This window comes from Clostridium sp. HV4-5-A1G (assembly GCF_900184915.1).
Classification (GTDB): domain Bacteria; phylum Bacillota; class Clostridia; order Clostridiales; family Clostridiaceae; genus Clostridium_B; species Clostridium_B aromativorans.
On sequence record NZ_FXYI02000097.1, the window covers coordinates 1 to 13,922 of the forward strand.

Annotated in this window: 15 protein-coding genes; 14 read left to right on the plus strand and 1 reads right to left on the minus strand. The window is 34.1% G+C overall.

The features are described 5' to 3' along the window. The first annotated feature begins 122 nt into the window (after positions 1-122). Positions 123-1,553, plus strand: coding sequence for a transcription termination factor Rho (gene rho / locus J5G60_RS11190; protein ID WP_442870522.1), 1,431 nt, complete (start codon positions 123-125; stop codon positions 1,551-1,553). 72 nt (positions 1,554-1,625) lie between these two features. Here the strand turns inward: rho and rpmE are convergent, their stop codons facing one another. After that, positions 1,626-1,838 (minus strand): 50S ribosomal protein L31, encoded by a 213-nt coding sequence (gene rpmE, locus J5G60_RS11195; RefSeq protein ID WP_150357586.1) that lies wholly within the window; start codon positions 1,836-1,838, stop codon positions 1,626-1,628. Between the two features lie 273 nt (positions 1,839-2,111). Between rpmE and J5G60_RS11200 the strand changes: the two genes are divergently transcribed. From J5G60_RS11200 to J5G60_RS11260, 13 genes are all read left to right on the plus strand, one after another. Then, entirely contained in the window at positions 2,112-3,122 is a 1,011-nt protein-coding gene (locus tag J5G60_RS11200) for a DUF1385 domain-containing protein (RefSeq protein WP_150357584.1), read from the plus strand. A 24-nt stretch (positions 3,123-3,146) separates the two neighbouring features. Continuing rightward, positions 3,147-4,019 carry a peptide chain release factor N(5)-glutamine methyltransferase gene (prmC, locus tag J5G60_RS11205; RefSeq protein WP_150357582.1) on the plus strand — a complete coding sequence of 291 codons (873 nt, stop codon included), beginning with the start codon at positions 3,147-3,149 and terminating at the stop codon, positions 4,017-4,019. Positions 4,020-4,120: 101 nt separating this feature from the next. Further along, entirely contained in the window at positions 4,121-5,194 is a 1,074-nt protein-coding gene (gene prfA / locus J5G60_RS11210) for a peptide chain release factor 1 (protein WP_150357581.1), read from the plus strand. 97 nt (positions 5,195-5,291) lie between these two features. Next, positions 5,292-5,927, plus strand: a complete 636-nt coding sequence (locus J5G60_RS11215) for a hypothetical protein (protein WP_150357579.1) — start codon at positions 5,292-5,294, stop codon at positions 5,925-5,927. A 122-nt stretch (positions 5,928-6,049) separates the two neighbouring features. Further along, entirely contained in the window at positions 6,050-6,712 is a 663-nt protein-coding gene (locus J5G60_RS11220; RefSeq protein WP_378060945.1) for a ZIP family metal transporter, read from the plus strand. A 62-nt stretch (positions 6,713-6,774) separates the two neighbouring features. After that, the gene (locus J5G60_RS11225) at positions 6,775-7,827 is read left to right on the plus strand and encodes an L-threonylcarbamoyladenylate synthase (protein WP_150357575.1); all 1,053 of its coding nucleotides are present in this window, start codon (positions 6,775-6,777) and stop codon (positions 7,825-7,827) included. A gap of 44 nt (positions 7,828-7,871) precedes the next feature. Then, positions 7,872-8,330 carry a low molecular weight protein arginine phosphatase gene (locus J5G60_RS11230; protein ID WP_150357573.1) on the plus strand — a complete coding sequence of 153 codons (459 nt, stop codon included), beginning with the start codon at positions 7,872-7,874 and terminating at the stop codon, positions 8,328-8,330. Positions 8,331-8,413: 83 nt separating this feature from the next. Further along, positions 8,414-8,863 carry a ribose 5-phosphate isomerase B gene (gene rpiB, locus J5G60_RS11235; protein WP_150357571.1) on the plus strand — a complete coding sequence of 150 codons (450 nt, stop codon included), beginning with the start codon at positions 8,414-8,416 and terminating at the stop codon, positions 8,861-8,863. A 68-nt stretch (positions 8,864-8,931) separates the two neighbouring features. Further along, on the plus strand, positions 8,932-9,561 hold the full coding sequence (gene upp, locus J5G60_RS11240; protein ID WP_150357569.1) for a uracil phosphoribosyltransferase: 630 nt from the start codon (positions 8,932-8,934) through the stop codon (positions 9,559-9,561). A 197-nt stretch (positions 9,562-9,758) separates the two neighbouring features. After that, positions 9,759-10,175: a deoxycytidylate deaminase gene (locus J5G60_RS11245; RefSeq protein WP_150357567.1), complete on the plus strand. Its 417-nt coding sequence runs from the start codon at positions 9,759-9,761 to the stop codon at positions 10,173-10,175. Positions 10,176-10,218: 43 nt separating this feature from the next. Then, positions 10,219-11,247: an MraY family glycosyltransferase gene (locus J5G60_RS11250; protein WP_150357565.1), complete on the plus strand. Its 1,029-nt coding sequence runs from the start codon at positions 10,219-10,221 to the stop codon at positions 11,245-11,247. Positions 11,248-11,262: 15 nt separating this feature from the next. After that, entirely contained in the window at positions 11,263-12,411 is a 1,149-nt protein-coding gene (gene wecB, locus J5G60_RS11255) for a non-hydrolyzing UDP-N-acetylglucosamine 2-epimerase (RefSeq protein WP_150357563.1), read from the plus strand. A 163-nt stretch (positions 12,412-12,574) separates the two neighbouring features. Next, a complete protein-coding gene (locus J5G60_RS11260) occupies positions 12,575-13,753 on the plus strand; it encodes an acetyl-CoA C-acetyltransferase (protein WP_150357561.1) in 1,179 nt (392 codons plus the stop codon). Positions 13,754-13,922 lie beyond the last annotated feature (169 nt).

Sequence of the window (13,922 nt, forward strand, 5' to 3'; positions counted from 1 at the left end):
TATAAATATAGTATTTTTATATTATATTTTCAATTTTATTTTGATTTTCCCAAGATTACGTTAAAATATAAAATTTAATAATTGTGAGGTGTTACTTTTTGAACAGTGAAGATATAGATAATATGACAGTTGCAAAATTGAAAGATATTGCAAAGGCCCTCGAGATCAAAAGTATATCTAAATATAAAAAATCTGAATTAATTGAAGAAATAAAAAGGGTTTCTCCTGCTTATATAAATAAAAACGGTATCGTACTTAGAGAGAAAATAAGCCCTAAAAATGAGGAGTTAAGCAAACACAAGGAGTTGGAACATGGTATAAAAACATCAGAGAATAAAATTCACGAATCTAAATCACAGGAACAGAGGATAAATTGTGATGAAAAAAGAGAAAAGCTTAAGGAAATGATAAGCGAATCAGATAGTGCAAGAGGAGTGCTTGAGATAATTGAAAATAATAATTATGGATTTTTAAGAGGTAAAAATTATCTTACAGGTCCTGACGATATATATGTATCCCCATCTCAAATAAGAAGATTCAATTTAAAAACCGGTGATGAGGTATGCGGAAAAGTTAGAATTCCAAAAGAAGGAGAAAAGTTTAAAGCATTACTGTACGTTCAAAAAGTAAATGGGGAGAATCCAGAAAGAGCAGTTGGAAGAAAACCTTTTGAAACACTCACTCCTATATATCCTAATCAGAGATTAAGGTTAGAAACTCAAAGTTCAAATCTGTCTACAAGACTTATGGATATAATATCACCTATAGGCAAAGGACAGAGAGGAATTATAGTTGCCCCACCTAAAGCAGGCAAAACTACTCTTCTAAAAAAAATAGCCCAGAGTATTTCAAAGAATCACCCAGAAATAAAACTTATAGTTTTACTTATAGATGAGAGACCTGAAGAAGTTACTGACATGCAGAGATCTATAAATGGAGAAGTAATTTATTCTACTTTTGACGAAGAACCGGAACATCATACTAAAGTTGCCTATATGGTGCTTGAGAGAACCAAAAGAATGGTGGAACAAGGTCAGGACGTAGTAATACTTTTGGATAGTATCACCAGGCTTTCCAGAGCATATAATCTGACTATAACTCCAACTGGTAGGACTCTTTCAGGAGGTTTGGATCCGGGAGCACTTATAATGCCAAAAAAGTTTTTTGGTGCTGCTAGAAATATAGAAGAAGGAGGAAGCCTCACTATACTTGCTACTGCATTGATTGAAACCGGAAGTAGAATGGATGATATGATATTTGAAGAATTTAAAGGCACTGGAAATATGGAGGTGCATTTAAACAGAAAGCTTCAGGAAAGGAGAATATTCCCTGCTATAGATATATATAAGTCTGGTACGAGAAGAGAGGATTTGCTTTTTGAAAGCCAACTTGAAAGGGAAACTGCTTTTAATATAAGAAAAGTGCTATATGATGACAACATTCAAAATATTACTGAACAACTAATAAACCTATTGGCAAAAACAAAGAATAATGTAGAGTTTATGAATATTGCAAGCAAGATGGAATTGAATAAATCATTAGATAAGCGTTAGAATAAAGACCTGTCTTTTTATACTTAAAGACAGGTCCTATAATAAAATGAGAAATTGTATATTTTATTGTAATTATTCTTCATTTTTCAAATTAAATTTCTTTAAGAATCTATCAACTCTTCCACCGGCGTCGACTATCTTTTGTTTACCAGTGAAGAAAGGATGGCATTTAGAGCATATTTCCACCTTTAACTCTTTTTTTGTGGAGCCAGTTGTAAAGGTGTTTCCACATGCACACTTAACTACCGCATCATGATAGTATTCTGGATGTATGCCTTTTTTCATATTGTTCACCTCTTTCAAGTTTATATGACGAAACTCTAATTTTAACTTCTGTATTATAACACAGGCATAGTGCTAAGTCAACAAACAGCCAAAAATTTCTGTGAGTAGGGCTAATTTATTATAGAGAAATCAAATAAATACTTTAATATATTTAATACCTCTGTTAGAATATATTTGATTATATAAAGAGTTGATATTTAATTTTTGCAACTTTGAGCTTTAAAATGAAGGTGAAGCCTTTAGATAAAATAGATTGCATGAGAGGTGAATACAATGTCAAGAAAAACATCTGTTGGAGGTCAAGCTGTAATAGAAGGAGTTATGATGAGAGGGATCCACGGTATAGCTATCGCTGTTAGAAAATCCAATGGTGAAATTGTAGTTAACAGGGAGGAGAGTATACCATATAGTAAGAAAAATAAATTTTTTGGGTTACCTGTTATAAGGGGATTTGTATCTTTAATAGAATCATTGATTGTGGGTATAAATACATTGAATTATTCAGCAACGTTTTTTCAAGAAGAAGAGGAACCTACGAAATTTGATGATTGGTTTGAAGGTATATTTAAGGAAAAAAGTGAAGCCGTACTCATAGGTATAACTCTTATTATATCTCTTACTATAGCAATTTTGTTATTTTTCATATTTCCGACTTTTGCAGCAAATGTATTTAAAAAATTTGGAGTACGCGGCTCTATATCTCTTAACATAGTGGAAGGTATAATCAGAGTGTCCATATTTTTGATATATATATATGTGATAAGTAAGATGTCAGATATAAAAAGAGTATTTCAATATCATGGTGCCGAACATAAGACTATTTTTTGCTATGAAAATGAAAAAGAATTAACTCCAGAGAATGCAGCTAAATTTGGCAGACTTCATCCAAGATGTGGTACAAATTTTTTATTTTTAGTCATGATAGTAAGTATAATACTTTTTTCGTTAACCGGATGGGGAAATATTTGGCAGAGAATCTTATGTAGAATAACATTATTGCCTCTAGTATCAGGGGTTACCTATGAACTTATAAGATGGATGGGGAAAAGCAATGGATTTTTAACAAGGGTTTTATCCTATCCAGGACTTATGCTTCAAAATTTGACTACAGAGGAACCGGACTATAGTCAATTGGAAGTGGCCATTGTGGCACTGAAGTATGCGGAGGGGATGGAAAGTGAAGATGAAAAAAGCAAGTATAATGAAGATGGACAGATAAAAGATATAGTAAGCGTAGATAGAGAAGGAGTACAGCTGGGAATATGTAAAAGTACAATGAAATGAATTCAATGAAAGTAGAGAATTTTTATGAAAAATAAGATAAATGAACTTTTAAAATATGGATATGAAATCTTAAAAAATGAAGAAATAGATAGTTATATTTTGGATGTACAGCTTCTTTTGGGAAAGGCTATAAATAAGAGCAGACTGTTTATATTTATAAATGGCGATTATGAAGTTACTGAAAAGGAGGCCCAAGATTATCGTAGATATATAGAGTTAAGGGAAAAAAAGATGCCTGTAAAATATATATTGAGGGAATGTGAATTTATGGGGCTAAATTTTCTGGTAACACCCGGTGTGCTGATACCAAGGCCGGATACAGAAACTTTAGTAGAACAGGCCTTAGATAAAGTAAGGAGTAATAATTTTCACAATATATGTGACCTGTGTTGTGGAACTGGGGCAATTGGATTGTCTATAGCTAAGTTTATAAATAATGTAAATATAAAATGTTGTGATATATCCCCTATAGCTTTAAAGGTTGCAACTGAAAATATAAAAAGATTTTCTCTACAAAAAAGAGTTGAAGTGATAAAGAGTGATTTACTTCAATATTTTATTGAAAATAAAATGAAATTTCAAATGATAATATCAAATCCACCCTATGTAAAAAAAAGTATGATGGATACATTGATGGAAGATGTAAAAAACTATGAACCCTATGAAGCACTTTGTGGAGGAGAAGATGGGCTGGTTTTTTATAGAGAAATTGCGAAAGAAAGTTTGACAGTTTTAAATAAAGGGGGAGTACTTATGCTTGAAATAGGTGATGATCAAAAAGATGAAGTAAGCTGTATATTGAAAAAATACGGCTTTATAAATATATCCTGTGTCAAAGACCTATCAGGGAAAGATAGAGTAATCAGTGCGGTGGCTGGGGGAAAAATTATAGAGTAAATTTAACAGGTATTTTCTGTTTTCCAAGTTTATTGCTATAAATAAAAGTATTATGATATAATAATGTATTGTGAAAATGTTTATACGGAGTGATAAAAATTATGTTAGAAAGACTTGATTTCATAGAAAATAAATATGAGGAATTATCCATTAAAATAAGCGATCCTGCGGTTATAGAAAATCAAAAAGAATGGCAAAAACTGTGTAAGGAACATGCCGAAATGGAAGAAGTGGTTGTGAAATACAGGGAATATAAAAAGGCTGTTCAGGATCTAGAAGACAATAAGGATATGCTTAAAGAGGAAACGGATAAAGAAATGAGGGAAATGGAACAGGAAGAGGTAAAAAATCTTACAGAGCGCATAGATGAAATTGAAGATGAATTAAGGATTCTACTTATTCCTAAAGATCCTAATGATGATAAGAATGTATTTGTAGAAATTAGAGGTGGAGCAGGAGGGGAAGAGGCAGCTTTATTTGCGGCAAATCTTACAAGAATGTATACCAGATATGCAGAGCGCAAGGGGTGGACAATAGAAACCATAAGCTTAAATGCTACGGATATAGGTGGATTTAAGGAAATTGTATTTATGGTAAAAGGAAAGGGAGCCTACAGCAGGTTAAAATATGAAAGCGGTACTCACAGGGTTCAAAGAGTTCCAGATACAGAATCCAGCGGCAGGATTCATACTTCTACTGCAACTGTAGCAGTACTTCCAGAAGTAGATGATGTGGATGTAGTGGTAAATCCAAACGATATAAGAATAGATGTTTTTAGAGCATCAGGTCATGGGGGACAATGTGTAAATACTACGGATTCAGCTGTTAGAATTACACATTTACCTACGGGACTTGTTGTATCCTGTCAGGATGAAAAATCCCAGCTTAAGAATAAGGAAAAAGCCATGAAGGTACTTAAATCAAGGCTTTATGAAAAGGCAGAAGCTGAGAGAAATGCAAGTATAGCAGAAGATAGAAAGAGTCAGGTGGGAACGGGCGATAGAAGCGAAAGAATAAGGACCTATAATTATCCCCAGGGAAGAGTTACAGATCATAGAATAGGAATGACACTATATAAATTGGATGCATTTCTAGATGGAGATATAGATGAAATAGTAGATGCCCTTATAACTTCAGATCAGGCGGAGAAAATGAAAGCCATTGGCAGTAACTAACATATATGTGAAATGATTATGGAAAGTATGGAATACGGGGTAATATATAAGATGGAAGGAGCTGAAACAACCGTTAAACTCCACTTAACGGGAAAGTATGAATATAGATAAAGCTATTAGGAAGCAAAAAAAATCCCATAAGATACTTCTGCTTTCTACAGGCCTTATTTTTTTTATACTCCCGGGATATTTTATTTTGACAGGTAAATTTTACACATTTTACATAACTTACCTTATAGTGCTTGAAACACTTATTTTTTTGGCTATTATCATAAGAATTGACAATGCTTCATTGAGTTTTATTTATGACGGATATAAGTTGAAAGTAAATATGGGAATAAAAAATGGAAGGTTAAATATAATATGTGATAAAATTGTACTGGTGCATGTGGAAAACTATATGCGGAGAAATGCGGATGAAAGTGAATTTAGAATTATTCTCCTTTCGACATCTAAATTCAGAAGTGATAGAATGGTACTCGTACACAGAGAATTTCTCAAAAGACATGCTTATGTTGCCCATGAATACAACAAGCTGAAAATTTTAAGGCCTGAAGAGAGTTTTTATTATACTATAATAAAGAGAGGCCAATTGAATAAATATCCATTTTTAGATACAGTGTACAGAAGCTGTGTCTATGCGCATTTTACAGAGGAAGCTGTAGAAAAAATAAAATTTTATAGACAGAACTCAGAAAATTACACCTGGAAGAATGGAAAAATAAAAATATAATTCATATATTATGAAGTATTAAAATAAATATGAAATATAAATAATAAGCATAAGGTGATTTTTTGAGTATAAATTTAATTGACATAGTAGCAATAGGGAGTTTAGTATCTCTTACAGGTACTATGATAGGGGCTTCACTAGGTGTGGCAGTGAAAGAACCGTCTGATAAATTGCTGGGCTTTATAATAGGATTTGCAGGGGGAATAATGTTATCTGTAGTAGTATTTGATTTAATTCCCCAGTCCGTTGAAAAATGGAGTTTTGGCCTGACCATAATATTTGCAGTCTTAGGTATTGTGATCATTTCCACAATTGATGCAAAGGTGAATATAAACAGCAGCAATAAACATATGAAAATGGCATTTATGGCTTCACTTGGCCTTATGATCCATAATTTCCCAGAGGGGATAATAATGGGATGCGGATTTGCAGCAGGCAGTACCCTCGGACTGAAGATGAGTATTATAATTGCAATTCACGATATACCGGAAGGTATTGCCGTATCGGCACCTCTTATGGTATCTAAAGTAAAAATTCCAAAGATACTTTTTTATGCTTTTATAACAGCTTTTCCAACGGCTTTAGGAACCTTTGCAGGTACGTACATAGCAAATATATCTCAAAATGTGTTAGGAGCATGTCTTTCTATAGCTTCTGGAATAATGCTGTATGTGGTATGTGGAGAGATGATACCGGAATCTTCAAAACTATGGGAAGGTGTAACAAGTACACTTGGTACTCTCTGTGGTATTATCCTAGGGCTTATAATAGTACAGGTATTGTAAATTATGTACATTTAAAAAATAGTAAACTTGTAGTTTTAAAATAAAAGGTGGTTTATTAGCAGATGAATACGAAAATAAAGATGATAGATGAGACAAATTTAGATGAAGGGATTATTGAGGAGGCTGGAAAAATAATAAGAGAAGGTGGGCTTGTAGCTTTCCCAACAGAAACTGTTTACGGTCTTGGAGCTAACGCTCTTGATTCAAGAGCGGTAAAGAAAATATTTAAAGCTAAGGGCAGGCCACAGGACAATCCTTTAATTGTACATATATGGAATATAAAACAGATAGAAACTTTGACGCATGATATACCGGATATAGCCTATAGATTTATGAAGAAGTTTTGGCCTGGACCTATGACTGTAATTCTTCCTAAATCATCTATTATACCGGATGCTACCAGTGCATCACTTCCCAGTGTGGGAATTAGAATGCCATCTAATATAATAGCTAGAAAACTTATTGAAAAATCAGGAGTTCCCATTGCAGCACCGTCTGCCAATATATCCGGACGTCCAAGTCCAACAGATGTTGAAAGATGTATAGAAGATTTAAATGGGAAAGTGGATTTTATATTGGGAGGAGAGATGTGCCAGGTGGGGGTGGAATCTACAGTAGTGGATTGTACAGTTACACCTAGCTGTGTATTAAGGCCAGGTGGAATAACACTTGAAATGTTGAGCAAAATAGATAGAGAAGTTTATATAGATCCTGCAGTTATGAAAAAACCGGATAAGAACATAAGACCTAAAGCACCCGGAATGAAATATAGACACTATGCTCCCAATGCTCCGGTAAAAATAGTCAACGGAGATTTGAAAAAAACTATTGCAAAAATTAATGAAATGGTGCAAAATTATATAGATGAAAATAAAGTGGTAGGGGTAATTGCTACGGATGAAACAAAAGATTTTTATAAAAAGGGATTAGTAGTTTCTTTAGGTAGTAGAAGTAATATGCTTAGTGTGTCTAAGAATTTGTTTGAAACCCTTAGGAGTTTCGATGATAAAAAAGTTGATATTATATTGTCTGAAGCTTTTGAAGAAAAAGGTATTGGGGTTGCTGTGATGAATAGGTTAAATAAATCTGCAGGGTTTGATATTATAAAGGTGTAAGGTATACTGTTCATAGGGTACTTTTACTTTAGGGGGACTGGTTTGTGAAAAACATACTGTTTGTTTGTACAGGTAATACTTGCAGAAGTTGTATGGCAGAGGCTATATTCAATTCCATAGGTAATATGACGGATGTAAAAGCTTTGTCTGCAGGTATAATGGCATTTGATAATAGTGTGGCTTCTAAAAATTCTGCATTGGTTATAAAGAAAAATTTAAATGTAGACATAAGTAATAGAAAAGCTGTTCAGGTAAATCAGTATATGGTTAAGAATTCAATGATTGTTTTGGCTATGACTTCACATATAAAAGATATACTGCAGAAAAATTTTCATCAATTCAGAAATAAAATCTATACTTTAAATGAATTTGTTTCTTTAAAGGAGGATATAGAGGATCCTTTTGGAAAAAGTATTGTTGAGTATGAACATACATATAGTCAGTTGGAAAATAGCATTTTATTGTTAGTAAATAAGTTAAAAGAAGATATGGGCATTGATTAGATGTTATTATCTTCTTTTTTTGCGGGTATGTGCTCAGATAATGTTGAGGATCAAATAATAATATATTTTAGGAGGTATTTTTTATGAAAATCGCTATAGGGAGTGATCATGCCGGATTTCCGTTAAAAAAGGAAGTAATGAAATACTTGCGGGAAAAAGATATGAAATTTGAAGATTTTGGTACTTTTTCAGAGGATTCTTGTGATTATCCTGATTATGCACTAAAAGTTGCAGAAGAAGTTTCCAATAAGAACTATGATTTCGGCATACTTATATGTGGCACTGGTATTGGAATAAGCATTGCCGCTAATAAGGTACCGGGAGTAAGAGCGGCACTTTGTGGAGATACTTTTAGTGCTCATGCCAGTAGAGAACATAACAATGCAAATATACTTGCACTGGGACAGAGAGTAACAGGTTCAGGGCTTGCAGTTGATATAGTGGATACATTTTTATCTGCTGAGTTTCAGGGGGGCAGGCATCAAAGAAGAATAGATAAAATTACTGAAATAGAAAAAAAATATAGTAAATAGACTATTACTGTTTTTAGACTATAATTTTAAACTGTAAAATATTCATTTATTAAATTGGAGGAATTGAAATGAATAACATAACACAAATAACTCATCCCCTTGTATTGCATAAATTAGCTTTGATAAGGGACAAAAATACAGGTTCTAAGGACTTTAGAGATCTTGTAGAGGAAGTGGCTATGCTTATGGCCTATGAAGTAACTAGAAATTTTCAGACAGAAGATGTGAAAATAGAGACTCCTATAGGAAAGACAACCTGTAAAATGCTTTCCGGGAAAAAAGTGGCTGTAATACCTATATTGAGAGCAGGACTTGGCATGGTAAGTGGAATATTAAGGCTTATACCTGCAGCAAGAGTAGGTCATATAGGACTTTACAGGGATGAGACCACGTTAAAGCCTGTAGAATATTTTTGTAAATTGCCGCAGGATATAGGAGAGAGAGAGATAATAGTGACTGATCCGATGCTGGCGACAGGTGGGTCAGCTATAGATGCTATATCTATGTTAAAGAGAAAGGGTGCAAAGAATATACAACTTATGTGTTTGATAGCTGCAAGGCAGGGGATTGAGGCTGTAGTGGAAGCTCATCCTGATGTACATATATATACCGCAGCTATAGATGAAGAATTAAATGGAAATGGATATATAGTACCAGGTCTTGGTGATGCTGGAGATAGATTATATGGAACGAAGTGATAGGCCTTTTAGCTTACTGGACAATGTTCTAGAGCCCACTGTAATATAGGTGGGCTTTTGCATATTGAAGATAGAGATAAATTAGCAGGAAGTATTGAAGAGGATACCCGTTAAAAAGCAGCATCAATTGTTTTAAAATATCATTCAATAGTTTATAATATATAGTATATTCTTATGAAGCAAGGAGATATTTGTCGATGAGAAAAGATTGGGATAATTATTTCGTGGATATAGCATTTGAGGTTGCGGAAAGAAGTACATGCCCTAGGCTGCATGTGGGGGCAGTTCTTGTTAAAAACAGAAGAATAAAGGGTACTGGTTATAATGGAAGTCCCAGAGGATTAGAGCATTGTGATGAGGTTGGATGTTATCTTAAAAATAATCATTGTATAAGGACAATTCACGCAGAGGTGAATTGTTTGCTAGAAGTATCGCCAGAAGATAGAGAAAATTCAACGCTGTATGTGACTCATATGCCGTGTCCAGAATGTCAAAAATTGATAATTACCTGTGGTATTAAGAGGGTGGTGTATTCTGAAGATTACAAACCTGAAATTAATTGGTTTGAAAAAGCACCGCAAATTGAATTAATATGTTTAAAAAGAGCAGAATAACATAATATCTAAAGAACAAAAGATGTGATTGAGGAAGGTTGTTATGGATAATTTATATTTATTTGCAGTAGTTTCAGCAGCACTCTCAGCTGTTATTACACCACTTGTTAGAAAGTATGCTATAAAATTACAAATTGTGGATATCCCTAAAGATAATAGGAGGGTACATAATAAACCAATACCACTTTTAGGTGGAATGGCCATATACATTTCTTTTATGGTCACTCTATTTTTAAAATTAGGCAGGCTTACAAATTCTGAAATTGGCCTTATATTGGGTTCTACTGTAATAGTAATAGGAGGATTTGTAGATGACAAGTTCAATATAAAGCCCTGGTGTAAATTATTATTTCAATTGGCAGCAACTTTGATTTTAATAGTTTATGGAATTAAGATAGTATTGATTACCAATCCATTCAGTGGATTGTACCAATTTGTGAATTTAGGTATAATGTCAATTCCACTGACACTGATTTGGGTGATTGGAATTACCAATGCATTGAATTTAATAGATGGATTAGATGGGTTGGCTGCAGGCATTGCACTTATATCATCCATAACTATTTTTATTATAGCTGTACTGAATGGAAGAAACGAAGCTGCCATACTTACAATTATATTAGCAGGAGCTACAGCAGGTTTTTTGCCTTATAATTTTAATCCAGCATCTATATTCATGGGTGATACAGGAGCACAATTACTGGGCTTTTTACTTGCAGCTATATCTATTGAGGGAGCTGTTAAATCTGCAGCTGCTTTTTCTATAGCTGTGCCCATTCTTGCTTTGGGAATACCAATCTACGATACTTTATTTGCTATGGTGAGGAGAAAGATAAATGGGAAGCCTATCATGCAGGCAGACAGGGGACATTTGCACCATAGGCTCCTGGATATGGGACTTACCCAGAAACAGGCGGTTATGATAATGTACATTATAAGTGCAGTTCTTGGCAGCTTTTCCATAGTAGCCATGGAGATAAATGCGCAGAGATCCTATTTTTTGCTGATTATAGTAATGATTATTTTAATCTTGATAGCCTGGAAAGCTGGTTTTTTTAAACATAGAGAGTAAAATGGAGGATTTTATATGAAAAAGATCAAGAGTATTGCAATATTTGGCACAAGACCTGAAGCAATAAAGATGGCTCCCCTAGTTAAGGAGCTTGGAAACATAGAGAATATAGAAAATAAAGTCTGTGTTACAGCTCAGCACAGACAAATGCTTGATCAAGTTTTGGAGCTTTTTAAAATTGAACCGGATTTTGATTTGAACATAATGAAGAGTAAACAAACCTTGACGGGAATAACTACCAGGGTGCTTCAGGGGCTTGAAAATATATTTGATGAAGAAAAGCCGGATCTAGTTATTGTTCATGGAGATACTACTACCACTTTTGCAGGAGCTCTGGCGGCATTTTATAAGAAAATAGCAGTAGGCCATGTGGAAGCTGGCCTAAGGACTTATGATAAATATTTTCCTTTTCCCGAAGAAATGAATAGAAAACTTACTGGAGCTATAGCTGACCTGCATTTTGCGCCAACCACAGGTTCTAAAAATAACCTTCTGAAAGAAGGGGTACCTGAAAATAAAATATTTGTTACAGGGAACACAGTTATAGATGCTATGAATTTTACGGTGGAAAAAGGTTATGTATTTAACAATAATGAACTAAATCAGATAGACTATGATAACAGAAAAATTATAATGGTAACTGCTCATAGAAGAGAGAACTGGGGCAGGGGAATTAGAAATATTTGTAATGCACTTAAAAGAATTGTTCAGGATAATGCCGAAGTAGAAGTTATTTATCTTGTGCACTTAAATCCAATAGTAAAGGACGTGGTGTATAAAATATTGGATCATATTCCAAGGATACATTTACTGCCGCCTCTGGACACAAAAGAAACTCATAATTTGATGAATAAATGCTATATGGTCATGACTGATTCAGGTGGTCTTCAAGAGGAGGCACCTCATCTTGGAAAACCTGTGTTGGTACTTAGGAATGTAACTGAAAGACCAGAAGCTGTAGAAGCGGGCACAGTGAAATTGGCCGGAACTGATGAGGATAACATAGTTAAATTGGCAAATGAACTTATATTGGATCAAGATGAATACAATGTAATGAGCAGAGCCATAAATCCATATGGGGATGGTAAAGCATCTGGAAGAATAGCAGCAGCTATTTTACAGTATTTTAATATAGAAAGTGGCGAATATAAGGAGTTTCAATAAAATTTTTATTTGGAAATTGACAGGGATTACCTTATTAAAGCTAAAATCTTTGTGTTTTTTTTAACAAAAATATTGATAAAAGTCTAATTAGCTAGTATAATAAAGAGGATGACAGAAAACTTTGTAAATTAGAAATAGATAATTTAATTTAGGAGGATTAATTATGAGAGATGTAGTTATTGTAAGTGCTGCAAGGACTGCCATAGGAAAATTCGGGGGAAGTTTAAAAAATGTTTCTGCAGTAAAATTAGGTACTGCAGTTATAAAAGAGGCAGTAAAAAGGGCAAATATTAAACCAGAACTCGTAGATGAAGTTATAATGGGAAATGTATTGCAGGCGGGTCTTGGACAAAGTCCAGCAAGACAAGCTGCTGTATATGCAGGTATTCCTGTGGAAGTTCCCTCATTTACTTTGAATAAACTCTGTGGTTCAGGTCTTAGGGCAGTTAGTCTAGCAGCTCAGCTCATAAAAGTTGGAGATGACGATATAGTTGTTGCTGGAGGAATGGAGAACATGTCTGCTGCTCCATATTTACTTGAAAACGCTAGATGGGGAGCTAGAATGGGCGACGGGAAATTAGTGGATTCCATGTTGAGAGATGGTTTGTTTGATGCCTTTAACAATTACCATATGGGAATTACTGCAGAGAATGTAGCTGAACAGTGGCATATAACTAGAGAAATGCAGGATGAATTTTCAGCGTCATCTCAACAAAAAGCAGAAAAAGCTATAAAGAGCGGAAGATTTAAAGATGAAATAGTTCCAATTACCATAAAAGATAGAAAAAAGGGAGAAATAGTTTTTGATACAGATGAGTTCCCTAGATTTGGAACTACAGTCGAAACTTTATCCAAATTAAAACCGGCTTTTAAAAAGGATGGAACTGTTACAGCAGGAAATGCTTCGGGAATAAATGACGCAGCTGCAGCATTAGTTGTGATGAGCGCAGACAAAGCAAAAGAATTGGGAATAGAGCCAATGGCAAGGATTGTTTCATATGGGACAAGAGGTTTGGATCCTAAGATAATGGGCTATGGTCCTTTCTATGCAACTAAAATAGCATTGGAAAAGGCTAATTTAAAGGTAGAGGACCTGGATTTGATAGAGGCAAATGAAGCATTTGCGGCTCAGAGTTTAGCTGTGGCTAAAGATTTAAAATTTGACATGAGCAAGGTAAATGTAAACGGCGGAGCAGTAGCTCTTGGACATCCAGTTGGATGTTCCGGTGCAAGAATACTTACTACACTGCTTTATGAAATGAAGAAAAGAGATGCTAAAAAAGGCCTTGCAACATTGTGTATAGGTGGTGGAATGGGTACTGCCATAATAGTTGAGAGATAAAATTTGTATTTAATAATGTAAAATTTATAACATAGACGCAAGGGTTATGTTTTTTAGCAAAATTAATTTGTGAAATACATAACCCTTGTGTTTTTTTTGTAATAATTGTATGATTAAATCATACAGTTGTAATGTATTTAAGTAAATAATATACTATATTGAATTATAA

Bases quoted from the DNA above. Each gene is read 5' to 3' on its own strand.
- rho (WP_442870522.1), top strand. From the start codon at position 123: ATGACAGTTGCAAAATTGAAAGATATTGCAAAGGCCCTCGAGATCAAA.
- rpmE (WP_150357586.1), bottom strand. From the start codon at position 1,838: ATGAAAAAAGGCATACATCCAGAATACTATCATGATGCGGTAGTTAAG.
- J5G60_RS11260 (WP_150357561.1), top strand. From the start codon at position 12,575: ATGAGAGATGTAGTTATTGTAAGTGCTGCAAGGACTGCCATAGGAAAA.
- rpiB (WP_150357571.1), top strand. From the start codon at position 8,414: ATGAAAATCGCTATAGGGAGTGATCATGCCGGATTTCCGTTAAAAAAG.
- J5G60_RS11225 (WP_150357575.1), top strand. From the start codon at position 6,775: ATGAATACGAAAATAAAGATGATAGATGAGACAAATTTAGATGAAGGG.
- J5G60_RS11250 (WP_150357565.1), top strand. From the start codon at position 10,219: ATGGATAATTTATATTTATTTGCAGTAGTTTCAGCAGCACTCTCAGCT.
- wecB (WP_150357563.1), top strand. From the start codon at position 11,263: ATGAAAAAGATCAAGAGTATTGCAATATTTGGCACAAGACCTGAAGCA.
- upp (WP_150357569.1), top strand. From the start codon at position 8,932: ATGAATAACATAACACAAATAACTCATCCCCTTGTATTGCATAAATTA.
- prfA (WP_150357581.1), top strand. From the start codon at position 4,121: ATGTTAGAAAGACTTGATTTCATAGAAAATAAATATGAGGAATTATCC.
- prmC (WP_150357582.1), top strand. From the start codon at position 3,147: ATGAAAAATAAGATAAATGAACTTTTAAAATATGGATATGAAATCTTA.
- J5G60_RS11245 (WP_150357567.1), top strand. From the start codon at position 9,759: ATGAGAAAAGATTGGGATAATTATTTCGTGGATATAGCATTTGAGGTT.
- J5G60_RS11215 (WP_150357579.1), top strand. From the start codon at position 5,292: ATGAATATAGATAAAGCTATTAGGAAGCAAAAAAAATCCCATAAGATA.
- J5G60_RS11220 (WP_378060945.1), top strand. From the start codon at position 6,050: ATGATAGGGGCTTCACTAGGTGTGGCAGTGAAAGAACCGTCTGATAAA.
- J5G60_RS11200 (WP_150357584.1), top strand. From the start codon at position 2,112: ATGTCAAGAAAAACATCTGTTGGAGGTCAAGCTGTAATAGAAGGAGTT.